Source organism: Tunturiibacter empetritectus (assembly GCF_014201375.1).
Taxonomy (GTDB): Bacteria; Acidobacteriota; Terriglobia; order Terriglobales; family Acidobacteriaceae; genus Edaphobacter; species Edaphobacter lichenicola_D.
Map to the genome: position 1 here is coordinate 203,732 of NZ_JACHDZ010000007.1, position 19,078 is coordinate 222,809.

Annotated in this window: 16 protein-coding genes and 1 pseudogene; 7 read left to right on the forward strand and 10 right to left on the reverse strand. The window is 57.0% G+C overall.

The window, feature by feature from the left end; genetic code table 11:
* Positions 1 to 12 precede the first annotated feature (12 nt).
* Complete coding sequence (locus tag HDF10_RS18635) at positions 13 to 2,157, reverse strand: winged helix-turn-helix domain-containing protein (protein WP_183816096.1); 2,145 nt, start codon at positions 2,155 to 2,157, stop codon at positions 13 to 15.
* Between the two features lie 362 nt (positions 2,158 to 2,519).
* On the opposite strand from HDF10_RS18635, the gene HDF10_RS18640 reads away from it, so the two are divergent.
* The 5 genes and pseudogenes from HDF10_RS18640 (at position 2,520) to HDF10_RS18660 (ending at position 6,846) form a co-directional block, all read left to right on the forward strand.
* Positions 2,520 to 3,074, forward strand: coding sequence for a hypothetical protein (locus tag HDF10_RS18640; RefSeq protein ID WP_183816098.1), 555 nt, complete (start codon positions 2,520 to 2,522; stop codon positions 3,072 to 3,074).
* A gap of 131 nt (positions 3,075 to 3,205) precedes the next feature.
* Positions 3,206 to 3,925 (forward strand): orotidine-5'-phosphate decarboxylase, encoded by a 720-nt coding sequence (pyrF, locus tag HDF10_RS18645; protein WP_183816100.1) that lies wholly within the window; start codon positions 3,206 to 3,208, stop codon positions 3,923 to 3,925.
* A gap of 596 nt (positions 3,926 to 4,521) precedes the next feature.
* Positions 4,522 to 4,959, forward strand: a pseudogene (locus HDF10_RS21060) (sulfatase-like hydrolase/transferase); the annotation flags it as partial.
* The gene (locus HDF10_RS18655; RefSeq protein ID WP_311732824.1) at positions 4,931 to 6,466 is read left to right on the forward strand and encodes a sulfatase-like hydrolase/transferase; all 1,536 of its coding nucleotides are present in this window, start codon (positions 4,931 to 4,933) and stop codon (positions 6,464 to 6,466) included. The pseudogene HDF10_RS21060 and the gene HDF10_RS18655, both read left to right, overlap by 29 nt.
* A gap of 119 nt (positions 6,467 to 6,585) precedes the next feature.
* A complete protein-coding gene (locus HDF10_RS18660) occupies positions 6,586 to 6,846 on the forward strand; it encodes a hypothetical protein (RefSeq protein ID WP_183816106.1) in 261 nt (86 codons plus the stop codon).
* Here the strand turns inward: HDF10_RS18660 and HDF10_RS18665 are convergent.
* The 6 genes from HDF10_RS18665 to dnaE all read right to left on the reverse strand — a co-directional run bounded on the left by HDF10_RS18665 (position 6,843) and on the right by dnaE (position 15,100).
* On the reverse strand, positions 6,843 to 7,751 hold the full coding sequence (locus HDF10_RS18665; protein ID WP_183816108.1) for a dimethylarginine dimethylaminohydrolase family protein: 909 nt from the start codon (positions 7,749 to 7,751) through the stop codon (positions 6,843 to 6,845). The two genes, HDF10_RS18660 and HDF10_RS18665, sit on opposite strands and share 4 nt — an antisense overlap.
* A 207-nt stretch (positions 7,752 to 7,958) precedes the next feature.
* Complete coding sequence (locus tag HDF10_RS18670; protein ID WP_020713649.1) at positions 7,959 to 8,138, reverse strand: Rcat domain-containing protein; 180 nt, start codon at positions 8,136 to 8,138, stop codon at positions 7,959 to 7,961.
* 199 nt (positions 8,139 to 8,337) lie between these two features.
* Positions 8,338 to 9,291, reverse strand: a complete 954-nt coding sequence (locus HDF10_RS18675) for a hypothetical protein (protein WP_183816110.1) — start codon at positions 9,289 to 9,291, stop codon at positions 8,338 to 8,340.
* Positions 9,292 to 9,594: 303 nt separating this feature from the next.
* Complete coding sequence (locus HDF10_RS18680; protein ID WP_183816112.1) at positions 9,595 to 10,626, reverse strand: CPBP family intramembrane glutamic endopeptidase; 1,032 nt, start codon at positions 10,624 to 10,626, stop codon at positions 9,595 to 9,597.
* A gap of 29 nt (positions 10,627 to 10,655) precedes the next feature.
* On the reverse strand, positions 10,656 to 11,513 hold the full coding sequence (locus HDF10_RS18685) for an acetyl-CoA carboxylase carboxyltransferase subunit alpha (RefSeq protein ID WP_183816114.1): 858 nt from the start codon (positions 11,511 to 11,513) through the stop codon (positions 10,656 to 10,658).
* A gap of 50 nt (positions 11,514 to 11,563) precedes the next feature.
* A complete protein-coding gene (gene dnaE, locus HDF10_RS18690) occupies positions 11,564 to 15,100 on the reverse strand; it encodes a DNA polymerase III subunit alpha (RefSeq protein WP_183816116.1) in 3,537 nt (1,178 codons plus the stop codon).
* A 73-nt stretch (positions 15,101 to 15,173) separates the two neighbouring features.
* Here dnaE and HDF10_RS18695 point away from each other — a divergent pair, with 73 nt between their 5' ends.
* Positions 15,174 to 15,548 carry a DUF3592 domain-containing protein gene (locus HDF10_RS18695; protein WP_183816118.1) on the forward strand — a complete coding sequence of 125 codons (375 nt, stop codon included), beginning with the start codon at positions 15,174 to 15,176 and terminating at the stop codon, positions 15,546 to 15,548.
* A 13-nt stretch (positions 15,549 to 15,561) separates the two neighbouring features.
* Here the strand turns inward: HDF10_RS18695 and HDF10_RS18700 are convergent, their stop codons facing one another.
* Together HDF10_RS18700 and HDF10_RS18705 are read right to left on the reverse strand one after the other, a co-directional pair.
* A complete protein-coding gene (locus tag HDF10_RS18700; RefSeq protein WP_260177993.1) occupies positions 15,562 to 16,179 on the reverse strand; it encodes a YdcF family protein in 618 nt (205 codons plus the stop codon).
* 11 nt (positions 16,180 to 16,190) lie between these two features.
* Positions 16,191 to 17,231: a M20/M25/M40 family metallo-hydrolase gene (locus HDF10_RS18705; protein ID WP_183816120.1), complete on the reverse strand. Its 1,041-nt coding sequence runs from the start codon at positions 17,229 to 17,231 to the stop codon at positions 16,191 to 16,193.
* Positions 17,232 to 17,296: 65 nt separating this feature from the next.
* Here HDF10_RS18705 and HDF10_RS18710 point away from each other — a divergent pair, with 65 nt between their 5' ends.
* Positions 17,297 to 17,983 carry an alpha/beta hydrolase gene (locus tag HDF10_RS18710; RefSeq protein ID WP_183816122.1) on the forward strand — a complete coding sequence of 229 codons (687 nt, stop codon included), beginning with the start codon at positions 17,297 to 17,299 and terminating at the stop codon, positions 17,981 to 17,983.
* A 4-nt stretch (positions 17,984 to 17,987) separates the two neighbouring features.
* Here HDF10_RS18710 and HDF10_RS18715 read toward each other — a convergent pair whose 3' ends face one another.
* Positions 17,988 to 18,920 (reverse strand): alpha/beta fold hydrolase, encoded by a 933-nt coding sequence (locus HDF10_RS18715; protein WP_311732818.1) that lies wholly within the window; start codon positions 18,918 to 18,920, stop codon positions 17,988 to 17,990.
* Between the last annotated feature and the right edge of the window lie 158 nt (positions 18,921 to 19,078).

Sequence of the window (19,078 nt, forward strand, 5' to 3'; positions counted from 1 at the left end):
ATAGTCCGGGATCTACTGCATGTTTTCAACCATCATCAGATTGCTGGAATGCCCATCGACTTGGGGGAACAGCATCCACGTACCATCCGGAGAAACCGGCATTGCGCCGATCCAATACGGAGGAGCCTTCTCCAGCGTGAAAACAGTGCGAATCTTTTGCGTTCTAGTGTCGTACAGCTCGATCGTCGTCTTACCGCTCTCGTGCGACATGAAGTAGATTCCCGCTTTGGTGGGAAACCATTCGGTTCCTTGGAAGCTTAGCTCCGGCATACCTTTTACCTCTTCGGGCGAAGCGCCATCTGGCATCATGCGCCAGAGCCTCTTTTTCCGGAAGAAGTAAACATACCGATCGTCAGATGACGCAAAAGGCACGGCCGCCGGAGCGCTTGCAACCTGCACCGCACGACCACCGCGCGACGGCGCCCTCCAGACGGAGGGTTCGCCAAAGTCCTCGCCCTGCGTGAAGTAGATCCACTTCCCGTCTGGTGACCAGCTAGGCTGTGATTTGTCGGGCACGTCAATATCTAGTTTGACTGGAACGCCTCCCGCCGGATCGACCGTGTATAGATTGGATTCGCCACCGAATCGTGAGTCAAAAGCGATCAGGCCTCCGTCGGGAGACCAGCGCGGCGAGCCAGTTGAAATAACACGAAAGGAGGTCAGTTGGAGCACGTTGGATCCGTCACTATCGCAGACCCAAATTTCAAGGGCTCCGCTGCGGTTAGACTCGAACGTTATTCTCTTGCCATCTGGCGAGATGCTGGCTGATTCCTGTTCGGCCGAAGAGACGATCAGCTTGTGCGCTTGCGCTGGAGATCCTTGAAGATCAAGCTGCCAGATATTCGTATTGGTCGAGCTTTGCAAATAGACAAGGCGATGGCCGGACGAACTCACGGTCACATCGGAAACGTCATGTCCAATCGGTAATCTTTGCGCCCGCTCCGGGTGAGCGAGAACGACCTCCCAAAGGCCGCCTCCAATCAGGGAGGAACTGTAGAGGATGCTATCGCCACCTCTCGCCCAGGTGATGCCGCCGATCATGTCATGCCCCTTCAGTAGCTCTGTGGTCCTTCCATCGGCCAAATTCAGCAGACGTAAAGACTCGCTTCCCAGCTGATCCATACAAACCCATGCCAGCAGTTCGCCTTTTGGGGCAAAAGAAGGCGCGACTGCAAACTTACAGTCCGTTTTCACTGGCGTCGCCTTCAATGTGCTCATTGAAAGCAAGTAAAGAATTATCGATTGGTAGGAGGTCTCGGGATGGTCCGTGAAAGCGAGATACTTGCCGTCAGAAGACCAGCTGAGTTCATTCCCATACCAGTACGTGGTGCTTCGAGAATAAATTTTCCGTTCCGGCCCACCGGTCGGCGGAACGAGAAAGATACCCGAAGCCCCCTCTTTTGAAACGCGGCTGATCGCGATGTCGCTCCCATCCGGCGACCAGGCTATCGAGAGTTTTTCGGACGGGTGCCGAGTGATACGCAATGGATTCTCGGAACCTATCGCCTTCACATAGAGATCGTATCCTGCACCATTCGTCTCGCCGTCCCACCCGAATGCGACCTCGCTCCCATCCGGGGAAAAGGCGGGCGAGATCACATTGCCTGGCAGAGACGTAAGCGGAACAACAGAGAGACGCTGAATCCTTGACAGTCGCGACGCTTCTTCAAACCTGGTTTTAAGTCGAAGGCCTGCCAGGCCGATGAGGATACATGCTGCAACGCCCAACGCAATCCACCACCTTCGAAGAGGTTGCTTTGCAGGCGGTCTCGGAGGTTCACTCGAAGCAATATGCGGCAGTGACGTCACCTGCTCGGCTTCGACATTCGTCGCAGCGATAAATCGATAGCCTTGGCGCGGGATTGTCTCGATGTATTTAGGATTCACGGCGGAGTCGCCAAGAATCTCTCGAAGTCGATTCACAGCAGCGTTCAGGCCGTGTTCGAAGTCGCCGAATGACGTCGCCGGCCAGAGTACCTTATGAAGGTGTTCCCGAGTCACGAGTCGCCCAGGTTCCGACGCCAGGACAATAAGAACCTGAAGTGCCTGTCCAGACACCTTGACTCGTATCCCATTCCTGCGCAGCTCTTCAGGTTCGAGCACTAGCTCAAACGGAGCGAACCGTATTGAGCCGGAAACCTCTGCGCGGTCGGCCATTGCTCACCTGTCGAGCGGAGTTTATCATTTCGGCCCCCTTTTGAGGATAGAGCCACGCCTCAGCGAGAACCGCTACATCATTGATTTTGCTCAACGAAATCGATGACCTGGAACTATTTTGTTTTGAGGTCGCGCGACCTGGGTAGTGGGCTGGAACCGTTTCGCTCAAGGCCGGAAAAGTTCTGTTCAGAGATCAGCATCCTAGGACCCTGTGAACCCGGCTCGCCGCCTCTACACCGCTATCTCAATAAAAAAGCGAAGTTTAGTCAGTGATCTTTTTGTGACACACATTACGACCTGCCTTGCATTGAGGTAGCAGGTCGAAGCGAGCAACGTAGGCGGGTACCGATGAGGTATCCGCCATGAAAATCTTCACTGCCGTCATCTTTCTTTATGTGTCTTTGCTCAATGCGCAAACGACCTCAATTAAGATTCTGCCGATAGACCTCCCAAATCGCCCTGCGTCTCTTTCGCACGCCATCTCTTTCTCCTGCACGACCGACTACGACCCATCACAATGTCTTACCAGCGTCGCGTTGCTGGCAAAGGTTCTCGAAAGGTATCCAACTGAACGAATGGGGCAGTGGACATTCGTGCTCGCAGGTTCAGCACACTGGAGGCAGACGATAAAGCAGTTGGGCGGGGATCCTGAATCGCCCGCGTTCAGCGAACTCAGCGCTCGCGTCACCGTGTTCGAAGAGGAACTCTTCGAAACCGCAGACTCTCGACAGTCAATGGTAGCTCGCAGATTTGGTCTGCCACCCGGAAGTATTCTCGATTATGCGGTCACCCATGAGATGGGCCACGCAATATGCGGGGAGCGCCAGGAGAACCTCGCAGAGAAGTATGGATTGGATCTGCGGCGAGGGATTGCTCCGCTGTGTGCAACCTATCGAAAGCCGCCTAATGCTCCGTAGTGGGACATTCGTGCAGTTTCATCACATGTATGGCCATTCGCTAGTCAAACCTGCACCCAACCGCCGACGCACATCCCATCACCGTTCAACTTTATCCACCCATCCAACTTCACAAAAGTTAAACTAACCTCATGCCCGACGCGAAAACCCGCCTCGCCGTAGCCCTCGACTACCCAGACGCCTATCAAGCCATGAAACTAGTCGACACTCTCGGCCACACCTGCCAGTGGTTCAAGGTAGGCATGGAGCTCTACTACGCCGCCGGCAACACCATCGTCCGCGAACTCCGAGACCGCGGCTTCGACGTCTTCCTCGACCTCAAACTCCACGACATCCCCAACACCGTAGCCGGCGCCGTCCGCGCAGCCACCCAAGCCGGAGCAGGTCTCCTCACCCTCCACGCCAGCGGAGGCGCCGCCATGATGGCCGCCGCAGCCGAAGCCGCTCGCGCCTCCGGCTCCCCCCGCATCCTCGCCGTCACCGTCCTCACCAGCATGGACGCCGCTCAGCTTGCAGGCACAGGCATCACTGCCTCCCTCGCCGACCAGGTCCTCCTCCTCGCCAAGCTTGCCACCCAATCCGGCATAGACGGCTTCGTCTGCTCCGCCGAAGAGGTCGCCGCCGTCCGCGCAGCCACCGGCCCCGACACCCTCCTCGTCATCCCGGGAATCCGCCCCGCAGGCACGGCCGTCGGCGACCAGAAGCGCATCGCCACCCCAGCCCAGGCCATCGCCGCAGGAGCCTCCATGCTGGTCGTAGGGCGCCCCATCACCCAGGCGCCGAACCCCGCAGCCGCCGCCCAAGCCATCCTCGACGAGATCGCCAAAGCCGAAGCCCTCCAGAAAAAATAGCTCGCGAAGGGTGGGGACAAGACGGTGACGAAGCTGGCTGGTTCAACTTCCGAGTTGCCGACAAACCACCCGTAACGCCCGAGACGCCCTGTACAGGGCTCAATGAGTGAGTCGACCTATTATCGCCACTGAGATCAGGGAGCGATAAGCATGCCGAGGTGGCAAGTTGTTCAACGAACCGTTGTTGACCCCTGAGACGTAGTTCGCACAAGCCAGACAATGTTCATTCGATCTTTACCAAGTACGGCATTGACCCCTCTTAGCACCCGGGGTAGAATTTGCCCGTCGCGTAAGTGATCTTCCCTCGCGACTCTCATCGGCCCTGGTCCTCCAAAAATCTATTGACCCCCTGAATCCCCCAGGAATCCACCGGCTACCCGATTCATTCCACTAAACCGGCGCCTCATCGAGAGCCCTCATCCGCTCTCGAAAAAAGCTGTTTTGCATGGTGCATCAGCTAAAAGGGGCTCTGGAACAAATTCAGGTCAACCATTGTGTCTCGGTTATCTCCCTACGTGGGTTGCTATTTCGACTTCGGGCTTCTCCGAAGTTCACTCTCAGCAGCAACGAATTTCATCCATTGGAGAAAATACATTATGAAGCGCAGAGACTTCCTGAAAACCACCGCCGCCGTCGCAGGCGCCACTGTCGCCAGTCGCCTTGGTCTCTCTCAAAACATTACCGAGCCAGGAGCGAAACCCAACGTCATCTTCATCCTCGTCGACGAGCTGCGTTGGCCCTCCGTCTTCCCCATCGGCGTCGACAGCGCCGAAGAATACTTCAAGCGCTTCATGCCGAACCTCTACAAGCACATCTGGAAGCGCGGCGTAAAGTTCTCCAACTACCACACAGCGGCCTGCGCCTGCACGCCGGCTCGCGGCACCATCATCACCGGCCTCTACTCCCATCAGAGCTGGCTCATCGGCACTATCACTACGAATCCCAAAGTTCCTGTCCTCAATCCTGCATTTCCTACCTTCGGCAAGCTCCTTCAGTCAGCCGGCTATACCACGCCATACTTCGGCAAGTGGCACGTCTCCGTCGCCAGCGGCCCCAACGACACCCTGGTCCCCTACGGATTCGCCTGGAACAGCCCACCCGACCCGACCGGGTACAACCTGCAGGGAACCTACGGCGACCAAACTCCCCCCGCGCCCGGCCAAGACCCAGCGGTGCCCCCCCCCGTACAACAACGACGCCTACACCACCGGTCAGGCCATCGCCTACCTGCAGAACGTCAAGACCACCGATGCCCCGTGGTTTCTGACTGTCGGTTATGTCAACCCGCACGATCGCGAGTTCTTCCCCGCCGGCACCGAGTTTCTCACCTACACCAACCTCTTCGCGAACTACAACAAAAACCACCCAAACGCCCCACTCAATCAGAACCAGGACTATACAAACAGTCCGCCGATCGTGAACTGGAACACCAATAAGCTCAAATCTCCACCGCCCTTCGGCAATCCCATCCTTCCGACCAACTGGCAGGACCCCAGTAACTATGCTGCAACCGGCAAACCCACTACCCATGCCTACTTTCAGAAGATTTCAGCGATGGTCTGGGGAGATATCGCCACGAACCCGTTTCAGTTGGGATTCAAGGTCGTTCCTTACCCTGACGGACCCGACGGAAGCACCGGCTTCGGCATAGGCAACGCACCGTTCCACTACTGGCAGCGCGGCCTGGACAGCTATAACCAGATCACCAAGATCATCGATGAAGAGATCGGCGACCTCCTTGATCAGCTCCACAACCTGCCGCAGAGCATCATCGACAACACCATCATCATCTTCGCCTCGGACCACGGTGAGTACAACGGTGCCCACGGCTTCGTTCAGGGTAAAATCGGCACCGTCTATGACGAGGCCACCCACATCCCCCTCATCGTCATGGATCCCAGCGGCCGTTTCACAGGCGACACCAACACCATCCGCACCGGCCTCTGCTCCTCCGTCGACCTGCTGAATATGTTCGTCACCCTCGGCCACAAGGGCGACACAACCTGGCTAACGAAGCATCCCTATGACCAGATCTACACCAACCGGCACGACATGTACTCCATGCTCAAGTCGCGCTGGGCCCCCGGCCGGGACTACCTCCTCTTCGCCACGGACGAGATCGCTCCCGGCTTCTTCAACTTCAACGGAGCCCCAACCAACATCCTCTCCCTCACCACCTGCGAGACCAAGGTGGGTGCCTACTACGACTGGTTGCCCCTATCCACCCGGATCGACCCCACCAGCGTACAGCTCGAGTTCTACGACTACTCCACCAAAGCCGGTCAGCTCGAGCTCTTCAGCCACCCCCGCGACCCCCGTGCCCAGGAGGGCTACGACGCGCTCGTCAACAACTATCTTCCCAATGAGCTAGCCGCGCATCTGCCCGGCAATCCCCTCGATCCCAACTCGCTGCGCTTCCAGCAGATCAAGTCCGAGATCGCCCACGTCGCATTCCGCGACTTAATCAAGAACGAATCCCAGTCCACCTGGCGAACGGGCGACGGATTGCGCAAGTTCCTCGGCTACGGCGGCCAATTCTAACCAATCGGCCGAACCGCAAACTCGAGGGAGGCGCTCATTCCGCGTCTCCCTCTTTCTTCTGTTCAACACCTGACTACCTACAACGATCGGGTGCCCCATCCTTCGCGTTCTTGCGAAGGGTGGGATGCAGGATCTCAATCGATAAACAGGTTTGGTTAGGTGGCGGGGGGCGCCCGAAAAAAAATCAAGAAAAAGTTCAAAAAGTTGGCGTATTTTTAGCAGCCAAAAAGATCGATGCCAAAACACCACATCCACCACACAAAACACCACAACTTCACCACCAAAACACCACGCGAAAGAGGCGCTTTTCTGGAAAAACCCCAGAAAAAACGCCTCTCAACCACACCAGAAAAAAATCATCCACAAAGATGAAAATCTAAAGCGTTGACTCGATCCGAGGATCCCCCAGAGCAAGCGCCGAATCGCTCAACCGCAGAGCCAGCGCCTTCGCCGACCCGCCCCCGCGCTGGAACTCGCCCAAAGGCATCTCGGTCACATCGAAACCACGCTCCATCAACCGTTTAGCCAGATCCGTCTCCACCGCACCCAGCAAAACATCCCGCCCCACGTTGATCACATTGCAGACAAACTGCGTAGCCTCTAACTCGCTGACAACAATCCGCTTATCCGCCCCATATGCCGCATGGATCTTCTCCAGCGAAGCCGCATCGAAGGCGCCCGGAAAGTAAAGCAGATACCCCCCGCTAAGTGGCGCAAAACAAAGGTCCAAATGATAAAACCGCGGATCCACCAGATGCAGCGAAGTCACCCGCGTATGCCACGCATCCCCCAGATGCCGATGGCTGTGCTTGCAAGTCCTGACCCCATGTGCCGCCCAAAGATGGCCGCCACTGGCGTCAAAGAGCGCATCTCCCTCGCCTTCGAACGAAGTCTCCCGCGGCGTCTCCCACAGCAGGAAACCCGCGTCCTGCAACCACTTTCGCAGATGCCCCTCCTCGGTCTGCCGCTGCGGATGAGCAAAGCTCGACACCGCCGCCAGCCCATGCTGCACCACCGCCGCATGCGCCACAAACACCATATCCGGCGACCCCTCCCGAGCATGCAGCAAGCGAACATCCGCCACCCGCTGCAGCTGCCGGTACAGGTTCTTCCACTGCATAAACGCAGTATCCCGCGACGGTCGATGCAGATTCCCCGCCATCCACGGGTTGATCACGTAGTCCACGTCATAAAACTCTGGCGGACACATCAGAAATGTGGGGCGAGTGAAGTGCGGAAGAGGCGCAAAAGCAGAGGAGGTCAGGGCAGAGCTGCTGGTCATCATAAAAACGGGGTTCCTACTTTCCAGCGTCGAGTCTGCCCGTATGAAGCAACAATCGTCAAGTCTCTACCGGTAAATTATCTGTACAACTTTGGTGCACAAACTTCAACGAAACCCAGCTCTACCAAGACACTCAAAAGAAAGGCCCACACACGACAAAGAGCCCACACGGGGCTCCTTATCCTGTGGCATCTTGGTTGAATCTTTCGCTTAGAGTTTCTCGAAGAAATCGCACGCTGAGCAGGAGATATACACTCCGCCAGGAGTACCGCGCTCCCGGTCCTTCACGCGCTTCACAATGCGAGTTGGTTTGGAGCACTTCGGACAATCCGTGCTCTTGTTAGTATCCATGACCTTCTTACGGTCGCCGGTCTTGGCAATCTTCGCCATAATGCTTGCTCTCCCTAATACGAACGTTACAAATATCTCGGCCCACGCATTGGATATCTCGATCGGCTAGACCCGCGCGGGCAAGCAGAATCTCATCATCCGGTGCTTCTCGTAAAGATTGTCCGGGACGAACCACGGCGGGAATCGGAGGAGAAGAACTGCGATTGAAGCTCTCCTACAAGTCTACACTACCACGGCCCTAACGTGGCTGCTGAGCCAATGCAAGGTTGTTCGAAGGCGGCTGTGCCGGCGAGGCAGGCGCAGACGCTCCCCCCTTCTTGTCATCGGGAAATTGAACCTTATTGTCGGTACGGCCTGCAGACGCCGCCTCACCCGGCTTTAGCAACGTCGGCGGCGCATTCGTCTTCTCAGTTCCATCAGCGGCCTTATCTCCCATCGCGACCTCACGTGCCGGCTCGCCGGAGTTGTAGCCGGCCATCTCATCCTTGTCATGAATCTCGATCGGCTTACCCAGCGCCGCAATCTCCACGACCGTCACGCGGTCCCCTACAAACCGCACAAACCGAATCGTCTGCGGGACGTGGCCATAGATCCACTCCTCGTATCGCCCACCGCTCGGATCTCCGCTCGGCTGGTCCCGCATCTTGTTCTCTGGTGCGCCCAGCGCCGCCAGCACCATTCGATGGTTCATCCCCACCAGAACTTCGTGCGCAGCAATCGCCTCCTTCAACACAGGCGGCAGAGTGTCCGCATAGGCCTGCTCAGAGGTCTTCACTCCGAAATCGATCACCGGCTCCAGCAACGCCTTTACCTCCGGCGCAGAAATCTCCGGAACGTGCCCCTCGAAGATCAACGTAATTCGCGACCCTGAGGCCCTATCCTGGTTCGTCCGTGCAACCGGCGCGTCATTGATCTGAACATGACTCAAAAACCGATGCTTCACATACGGACCGCCGTTGAGGTCCAGCACAATCCGATCCGGCTTGATCTCCAAAGAGGTAATGATGACGCGGTCTCCCAGCGCCGCAGCCTCACCCTTCTGGTAGATCATCTTTCTGTACTCTGCCCCACCGGGACTGATCGGCCCGTTCGCTCGCAGCGTCACAGCCGCGCTCACCGGCAACGCACGATGAGCAAACCCCTGCTCCGCCTCAAGATTCCGGACCAGCTCACGACGCCCACGTTCCGTCATAGGAGCATCTGGCAAAGAGACATGCGTAGGGGAGAAATCCGTAGAGATGTCAGCGGTCGCAGTACCTTCGCCGACCACAAAGACCTGACTATGAGCCGTCTTCAAGCAGAGCGACGACAGTGCCAGACTACCCAGTAAGAGAGCCGATCTGTAGTGAAAAAGTGCCATCGAAGCACCTCAGATACACCAGCTTGCGCTTTCTCTTCCCCTTTGACAAGAGCCGGTTCACGAATTTTGATCAGACCACAGGGAAGTAGCGTTAGAGTCCCAAAATCAAAATAAAAGCGCCTCAATCCCACCCGCCTAGAGCTTCGGTTCCTCGCCAACCGAACGCGCCTGAGGAGTAACCGGAAGAATCTGAACCAGGGAGGCCCCCGCCGGTTTTGCCTCCTGCTCCATCGCTACATGCGCCGGCGGTGGCTGAACCTCAACCGCATAGCCACCCGCAACAATCGGCCTGTGGGTGTAATCCCATGCATAGTCGCGAGTAATACGGATCAGAACGACAACAGCGATCAGCAAAACGAAAACAGTGAAAACCGCCCCCTCGGGTCCGTAGTTCCCTCCCGTCAGCCACAGAGGCCCAAAGGCCCGCGTCTGCACCACGCTGGCGAAGTCACTGATTCCGCTGATCGGAAGGCCAAATAGAATGCCGATGCTGGCGTTCCAGGCAAAGTGAAGTCCCCAGGGTAGCCATAGCCCATGGGTCCGGAGCCACGCCACTGACAGCAGCAGACCGGCCAGCATCGTCACAAAGACGCTGGTCCAGGTAGCCCCCGGATTCAGTGCGTGTCCCACCCCAAAGAGAAGAGACATTCCGACGGTCGCCGCTACTGGTCCAATCGCCTCAATCAGACGCCGAAAAGGGTAGCCGCGAAACGCCACCTCCTCGGCCAGCGCCGCGACTGCCAGTGTTACAAGATTCAAAAGCAGCAGCAAGATCGACCGCGGCTGCAACCACAACTGCACGTCCAACTTTCCCGTCAGCGTCATCGGAAGAATGGCCAGAACAACGCAACCCCAGCCAACAGCGACCCCAAGGGTCCACTCCCGCCGCGATGTCGACCGCTTTGGAAGGCCCAGAACCTCCCGAAGCGAAGAGTGTCGATGCGCAATCGCCTGCAGAATCGAAAATCCGACCGCCAACAAAAAAAGAAGAAAGAGTGCCGCAAGCAGCGGTCTTTCCGCGTCAAGGCCAAATCGCTCCGAAAGGCCACGCGCCGAGCGTCCCGCCAGAATGTCCGAAGCCACAAACCAGGTCGCAGATGTTACGAAGAGCGCCAGCTGCAAGGTGCGCTCAGAGCGGCCTGAGTGTGTCGAATTGAGGGATTGCAACGCTGGCTGCTCCAGAAACGGTGGTTCCGCTAAGCGGTGGTGTAAAACTGCGCAATATTACGAAACTTGGTATACCGCTGCTCCAGCAGTGTCTCGAGCGGCAGTGCCCGAAGCTCTGCGAGATTGCCGCGCAGTCTTTCGTCGACCAGCGCCATGGCCTCTTCCGGATTGTTCTGCGTCCCACCCCACGGCTCCGGCAATACCTCATCGACACAGCCAAGTATTTTGACGTCCACAGCGGTGTACTTCAAAGCCGTCGCTGCCTGCTGTTTCTTGCTCGCATCCTTCCACATGATCGACGCGCAACCCTCTGGAGAGATCACTGAGTAAATTGCGTTTTCGAGCATCAACACGCGATCGGCTACTGCCAGCGCCAACGCACCGCCGGAACCGCCCTCACCCGTAATCGTGGCGATGGTCGGCACCCGCAGCCGAGACATCTCCAGCAGATTCCGTGCGATCGCCTCCCCCTGCCCGCGCTCCTCGGCTCCGATGCCAGGATTCGCCCCAGCCAGATCGAGGAAGGTAAACACAGGCCGGCCAAACTTCTCAGCAATCTTCATCGCCCGCAGAGCCTTACGGTATCCTTCCGGATCAGGGCTGCCAAACTTCCGCGCCACCCGCTCCTTCAGCGTCCGCCCCTTCAGGTTCCCGATCACGATCACCGGCTCGCCGTGAAAGGCGGCCATCCCACAACTCATCGCGGCATCGTCGCCAAAAGCGCGGTCGCCGTGGATCTCGCTGAAGTCGGTGAACAATGCTGCAATGAAATCCATCGGGTAGGGGCGCTGGGGGTGCCGCGCCAGCTCCGTCTTAATCCACGCTTCGGGAGTCGGTGCGGATACTGCCTGGGAATGCGCTGTTCTGCCGGTCTCGTGTTCTGCCATTGTCTAGGTATGCTTCACAAACTTCTCTCTCGATTGTATGGCATCGGCGGCTAGTCGATGATGCGAACACCTCCGCGGCCCACCAGCTCCTCTACCTGATCGATGAAAAGGCGATCTGCAGCGACCAGGCAGTTGTGTGGTTCAAGCACCGCACAAAACTCCCCCGGCTCTTCAAGATCGAGCAGCAGCTTTCCCTTGCCCGGAGCTCCAACCAGGATGGCGTGCAGCTTCTCGAGCAGCGCCGCGTCAGGATTATGCAAGGGAACCTTGATTCGTAACGAATCCGGCAGCTTGATCTTCACATCCTCCAGCGCCTGAATACTGGAGATTGCAAGCTTCGGGGCCGAATCCTCTTCCCCGCGCAGCACTCCCCGAACCACCACAGGCACATCGATCTTCAGCTTCTCCGCGAGCTTCTCGTACGACTGCGGAAACGCGATCAACTCGATCTTGCCCACCGTGTCCTCGAGCGAAGCCTGCGCGTACATCTCCCCCGAGCGCTTGGACTTCGCGACCTTCAAGCCTGTAATCACGCCCGCGATAGAGATCTCATTCTGCGGCTCTTCGCTTCGTCCGCGTCGAAACACCTGCGGCTCAGGCTTCATCTCACAGGCGGTCACCGTGTCGACAACCTTCATGTTCCGAAGCTTCTCGCGGTATTTATCCATCGGATGCCCAGACACAAAGAATCCCAGCACCTCTTTCTCGTTCTGCAGCCGAGTGTGTTCGTCCCACTCAGCCACACTGGGCAGAGCCTCCTCCCCATTGTTCGAAGAAGGATAATGAATATCCGCATCGAAGATCCCGAACAGCCCGTGCTGACCCGCCGCTTCATCGCGCTGCGACTTCTGCGCTCGCTCCATCGCTTTATCCAGCGCTGCGCACAACGCCGCCCGACCGCCAAACACATCCATTGCTCCAGCTTTGATCAGCGACTCCAGCACTCGCTTATTCAGCAGTCGCAGATCGACCTTTTCGCAGAACTCCCAAAGGCTGGAAAACCCCTTCTTTCCCGCAGCCTGTAGCGCCGTTCGAGCAGCAATGATCGACTCAATCGCGTTATGCCCAACATTTTTGATCGCCGCCAACCCAAACCCAATCGCTCCGTTGATCGGTGTAAAGTTCGCATCCGAAACCTGTACATTCGGCGGTACCACCGAGATATTCATCTCGCGGCACTCTGAGATGTACTTCACTACATTCTCCGGCTTCGACGTTTCGCTCGTCAGCAGCGCCGCCATAAACTCAACCGGATAGTGCGTCTTCAGCCACGCCGTATGATAGGCCAGCAGCGCATACGCGGCCGAGTGTGATTTATTGAAGCCATACCCGGCAAACTGCGCCATCAAGTCGAAGATCTTCCCTGCCGTATCCTTCGGATGTTTGTTCGCCGCCGCGCCACTCATAAAGCGATCGCGCTGTTTCGCCATCTCCGCAGGATCTTTCTTACCCATCGCTCGACGCAGCAGGTCTGAATCGCCCAGCGAGTAGCCCGCCAGCACGTTCGAGATCTGCATCACCTGCTCCTGATACACGATCACTCCCAGCGTCTCGCGCAGAATCATCTCCAGTTCAGGCAGCTCATAGCTCACCGCGCGTCGTCCCCACTTGCGCTCGATGAAGTCGTCAATCATCCCACCCTGAATCGGCCCCGGACGATAGAGCGCGTTCAACGCGGTCAGATCCTCAACAGTGTTCGGCTTATATCGTCGCAGAACATCGCGCATTCCTCCCGACTCAAACTGAAACACCCCCGAGGTCAGAGCCCGGTGATAGACCTGTTCATACGTCGTTGCGTCATCGAGCGGAATCGTCGACATATCGACATCTGTCCCGGTCGTAGACTTGATCAGCTTCAACGCGTCATCAATCACCGTCAGCGTCGTCAGCCCAAGAAAGTCCATCTTGAGAAGCCCCATCTTCTCGACGGCCTTCATGTCATACGCGGTAACGATATCGTCGTTCTTTGCCCGCGTCACCGGAACCAGCTCCGTCAGCGGCTTGGGAGCGATCACAACACCCGCGGCATGCACGCCCGCACCACGAACCAGTCCCTCCAACCGCAGTGCCGCATCGATCAACTCTTTGATCTTCGGATCGCCCTCGTACGCTCCCGCCAACGGCGGCGAATCCTTCAATGCCTGATCGATCGTGATCCCAATCGTCGGAGGAATCATCTTCGCAATTCGGTCGACCTCGCCATATGGCATATCGAGGGCTCGGCCTACATCCTTGATCGCAGCCTTTGCCGCCATCGTATTGAACGTGATGATCTGCGCGACCTGATCCCGTCCATACTTACGATTGACGTATTCAATCACCTCGCCACGCCGGTTCATGCAGAAGTCGATATCGATATCCGGCATCGACACGCGTTCCGGATTCAAAAAACGCTCAAACAGAAGTTCGTTCTGCAGTGGGTCTATATCCGTGATCTGCATCACATAGGCCACCAGCGACCCCGCAGCCGATCCACGCCCTGGCCCCACCGGAATCTTCTGTTCACGCGCATACCGGATAAAGTCCCAGACAATCATGAAGTAGCCGGGAAACTTCATCTGTTTGATGATGTTCAGTTCGTGATCGAGACGCTCGTGGTACTCAGGGATCGTTTTTTTCAGCAGCCCGCGGGAACGCAGATGAGCAACAGCCGTCTCAACCCTCATCTCCAGCCCTTGGCGACACACCTGCTCGAAGTAGCTGTCAAGCGTTTCGCCTTCTGGCACGACAAAATCCGGAAACGGATTGTCCACCTTCATCATCTTCACGTTGCAGCGCTCGATAAACTGCATCGTCCGTGTGCAGACCTCAGGATTCTGCGAGAACGTTCGCAGCATCTCCTCCGCGCTCTTGATGTAAAACTCCTGCGTGTCGAACTTGAATCGCTTCGGGTCGTTCATGCTGCCGGCCGTCTGCACGCAGAGCAGAATCTCATGCGCACGCGAATCATCCGCAGCAACATAGTGGCTATCATTGGTCGCGATCAGAGGGATGCCAAGCTCGCGCTCCATCTTGAACAACGCATCGCAGACGCCCTTGTCCGGTGCCAGTCCATGGTCTTGAATCTCGAGAAAATAATTCCCCTTCCCAAAAAGATCCTGGTAGAAGCCAGCAGTACCCTTGGCCTCCTCGTACTTATCCTCCATCAGGAACTGATTCACCTCACCCGCAAGGCAGCCCGAGAACCCAATCAACCCCTCAGAGTGCTTCGCAAGAAAGTCCTTCGACACACGAGGCTTTCGATAGAACCCATGCAGCGCCGCCTCGCTTGTCAGCCGAACCAGATTGCGATAGCCCTCCTGATTTTCAGCCAGCACCAGCAGATGGTTATACTTATCGCCCTCCGGCGCGGCACGATGATCGTAGTTCTTGCAGATATAAAGTTCGCACCCAAGAATCGGTTTGATTCCCTTCTTCTGCATCGCGTCGAAGAAGTGCACCGCACCATAGATATTTCCATGGTCGGTCATTGCAGCCGCTGTCTGGCCGATCTTGCTCAGGTGCCCGGCAAGTTTATCTACATCGCACGCGCCATCGAGGAGGGAGTAGTCAGTATGAAGATGAAGGTGGGTAAACTCTGCTGCCATCCCTCTAGTTTAGGCCCCGCCACCCCGTAGGAAAACGCGTCCCAAACTGTCGTATTAGAATCGTTACCCAAGTATGGCCGGCATCTTTCTCATCGACGCAATCAGCCGCAGGCTCCGCCGCAAAAACCGCGAGAAGAAACTTCGCCTCGCCGTCCAATGGCCGCTCGCTCAGGCCGAAATCAACCACTGGCAAGTCCTCACCGCCGACGAAGACGTGGCCTCACCTGGAGTCACCTACCAGATCGAAGCCGGGTTCCACTTCAAGATCAACGGGGATTATTATGGCGGCTATCTTCGCAGCGTACCTCTTACTCATCACGAGGCGGAGTCGAAGTCTACCGGCAGCCCCTCAGTAAACATTCGCTACAACCCTGCCAATCCAGATGAGACCGCCGTACTCGCCGAAGACAGTCAGGGGAATCTACCCTTCCGCGTCGTCTCCGGCTAAATCCAAGCGTGAGTCACGCTGGCCCTGGCAGGAATCGCGACGCAGGAAAACCGAAGACCCGAAGCTTTAAGCAGTACTCCGCCTCGACGCAGAAGTGCATCAGCTTCTCTAGCATCGTGTATCCAGTCGGCCATGGTGCCGCATGGGTTCGCCACGCGAAGGAGTAGTGAGAAAGAATCAGCCCGGTACGAGGAAGATGGCTGGGCGAACTTATGACTTCCGCGCTGGTCCAATGATGAGCCTCCATAATCTGGCGGCTGTAGAAGATATTCTGAATGGTGTTCTGCGCCTGATCTTCCACCGTTATGTCGTTGCTGGGGACGCCGTTTGCATTTGCTAAAGACTTCATCACATCGGCCTCCACGAAGCGATTATGAGCTGCGCCACCCGTAAAGATCAGATGAGAGGCAACGCCATCCTTGTACTCTCGAACCGCCTCCAAAGTACGCTCCCGCTGCTCCGGCGAAGGCGTTCCGTCCGGCATGGCAGGATTTCCCAGAACGATGAGAGTGTCGAAGTGCCTAAGGTCGGTATTGTCGTTCGGAATGTTCCGATACACAAACGTAGCGCAGACAATGACAACAACCGCCACCGCCAGCAAGATGATCAGAATCTTTCTTAGTGAACGCATCTGGCCTCAAACTAACCGTTTTGAACAAGACTCGTGGCAAGTTCCACATAATGATCGACCGCTTCCAGAAGCTCTCGTTTCGCAATCTTCTCTTGGGGCGTATGCGCGACGTGAATCGACCCGGGCCCCAATAGAAACGGTTCGCCCCAGGCCGTTAGCTTGGGAATATCCGTCGTAAACTTCGCAATCATCGTCGGCAGCTTTCCCACCTTCCGCATCCTGACAAAAGGCAGATCGAGGCTGAACTCAACGTCGGCCCGATTACCGACTGCCGCAACGATCGACCTCCTCACTTCATCCGAAGGCCCCACCAAGCGAACCAGAATGTGCGCCTCTGCTTTATCCGCGATCACATTCGGAGCACGCCCCCCATCGATCAGTCCAATGTTCAACGTCGAAGGGCCAATCTCCGGCTCAGTCGGCAACGGCATCGCCAGAACATCATGCAGCGCTTCAATCAATTTATCGATGGCCGACTCACCCAACTCAGGATAGGCAGAGTGCGCCATGCGGCCCTTCGCTCTTAGTTCAACCCGCAACGCGCCCTTCGACGCAAGCGCCAACCGATTATCCGTCGGCTCCCCGTTGATCAAAAATCGCGATCCCTTCGGAGACAGATTAGCCTCAGCAGCCCCCGCCGAATCCCGCTCCTCGCCCACCACAAACAACAATCCAACCTTCACTCCGCCCTCGCGCAGCCGATTCGCTGCCGCTACCTGCGCCGCAATAATCCCCTTCGCATCACAGGTTCCCCGTCCATATAAAAACTCGTCGTCCTCCGTGCAGCCAAAGAAAGGAGGAACAGTATCCATGTGGGTCGAAAGCACCACATCCGGTGTTACTCCAGGCATGCATGCGTACACATTGAATCGCTCTCCGCTGCCTGCTCCCGGCGTGCTGGCGCGGTCCGGTTGCTCGACTGCTGTCCGCTCCACCTCGTAACGCTGCGCCCCGAGATAGTCATAGAGAAAAGCACCGGCAAGACCCTCGTGATACGTAGTGGACTCAATATTTACAAGCTGTTTCGTCAGTTCGATAGGGTCAATCGCCATGCCCTCCAGCATACGGTATCCCCTGTAAAAAACGGATAACGAACACACCCGATAAACTGAAGCAGATGACGCAAGCCACTACCTCCCAGATCCGTTCGATCGACGATCTTCGCGGTCCCGCCGGTCGGCTCGAAGCCCTTCTCAACACCGGCCGCGACGATGCTCCTTACGCTGCGCTCGTCTGCCATCCACACCCCTCGGGCGGCGGAACCATGCATAACAAAGTGGTCTATCACGCCATGAAAACCCTCTCTTCCTTCGGTCTTCCCGTCCTTCGCTTCAACTTCCGCGGAGTCGGCCTCAGCGAAGGCGCTCACGATCATGGACTCGGAGAACAGGACGACGTTCTCGCAGCTCTCGACTGGTTACAACACAACTTTGACCGGCCTATCCTCTTCGCCGGCTTCTCCTTCGGCTCGAACGTCGGACTGCGTGCCTGCTGTGGAGATCCCCGCGTGAAGGGTCTCGTCGGCCTCGGCGTTCCCGTTCACGCAGAGGGTCGCGACTACACTTACAAGTTTCTGCCTAAATGCACCCAGCCTAAGCTTTTCATTAGCGGCGACCACGACCAATACGGCCCGCGCGACATTCTGGAAGGCGTCTTTGCACGAGCGCCCGAACCAAAGCGCCTGGTCTGGATAGCAGACGCCGACCACTTTTTTCAGGGAACCACTGAGTCACCTAACTCGAAGCTCGATCAGATGCAAGCCGAGATTCGTCTCTGGCTGCAGAGCGTATTTAGCTTGAGTTAGCGAGCTAAGCCGCGCCTCGTTTAATCGCCTGGCTGGTAAACGCGGCAGACTCCGCATGCCGGCTCACCGTCACGCGCGCTTCGGAAGGCAGCGGTTTCTGCAACCACTCTCGCATCGCTGTATTGCAGATCTCCGGCATCTCCTCGAACGCGATATGTCCCACGCCCGGAAGCACCATCAAACTCGACTGCGGAAGAATCCGCTGCAACTCTCGCGCAGAGTTCAAACCCACCGCTCTGTCGCGATCGCCCCATATCAGCAGCATTGGCTTCGTCACCAACCGCTCAAGGACAGATCGCAGCAACCCCATGTCCACGAACCAGCGCTGCACTATCTGCAGCACGTGATCCATCGTTCCTGGAATATGCAGTCCTTCGATATATCCCTCAAGCGCCCCGGCCGAAACTCGGGAGGGATCCCCATACATCCTGCTGAGCGCTGTCGCCTTTAACATCCTCGGGAAGGAAGGAATCTGCCGAGCAACCCAGATCCCGAATCTTGTCTGATAGAACCGGATCAACTGGTGTCCCAGGTCGCAGAACGGATTTGCTGGTGCGAACAGGATGAGCCTGCGCACTCGATCCGAGTGACGCGCGGCAAACATCATGGCCACAGCCCCACCGTGCGAATGGGCTGCTATATCCGCCTCGTCCAAACCAAGCGCGTCCATATAGGCCGCTAACCGGTCCGCCGTAGCTTCAAGCCCGGCATCCAGTCCGGGAACCCGCTCTGACTCCCCCATGTTGAACAGGTCAATCGCATAGACGTCGGAGTCCTGCGCGAGAAAGCTGATGTTTCGCCGCCAGTTCTTAGCCGATCCCACCAGGCCGTGAAGCAGCAGCAGTGGCCGTCCCGAACCCGCGCGCTGGTAGTGGACCTTCACCCCGTCCACCACAACGAATCCCTCAGTAATCTGGCTAGTATCTCTTCGTGTCACAGTCCGGCAGCCTCGTTTGCTAAAGGAAGTTCGTTCCAAAGCAATCTTCAAATATTACAGGAGTATTAATTCTTCCCGTGTTTATTTTAGCTAAATTCCATCTCTCCTCCAGAAATGTTCAAATCCGGGATTTTGGGCCCAGTCAGACTATATGGATG